This is a genomic window from Kocuria rosea, from assembly GCF_023715525.1.
In the GTDB taxonomy this organism is placed as follows: Bacteria; Actinomycetota; Actinomycetes; order Actinomycetales; family Micrococcaceae; genus Kocuria; species Kocuria rosea_A.
In genome coordinates, this window is record NZ_JAMBOG010000073.1 from 1 (window position 1) to 255 (window position 255).

Genomic DNA, 255 nt, shown 5'->3' on the forward strand with positions numbered 1-255 from the left:
AGGCCGTCTTGGCCGCCCCCACGGTGGTGTGCCCGTGCGCCACCTGGCGCGGGAGGATGGAGACCTCCACCCAGTCGTCGTCGACGATCCCGAGGGTCCCGACCCCGGCGGCGGCCAGGGAGAGCAGCGCTGGGGAGCCCAGCCCGCCGGCGCCCACGCACAGCACCCGGGCGTTCTTCAGCCGGCGCTGGCCCACCTCCCCGATCTCGGGCACGCTCAGGTGGCGGGCGTAGCGGCGCAGCTCCGCGTCGGTGA

1 protein-coding gene is annotated in these 255 nt (G+C 76.1%); it reads right to left on the bottom strand.

The window, feature by feature from the left end; genetic code table 11:
* Positions 1–241, bottom strand: a 241-nt coding sequence (locus M3185_RS17015) for a HesA/MoeB/ThiF family protein (protein WP_251334850.1), incomplete at its 3' end; no start/stop codon positions are given.
* Positions 242–255 lie beyond the last annotated feature (14 nt).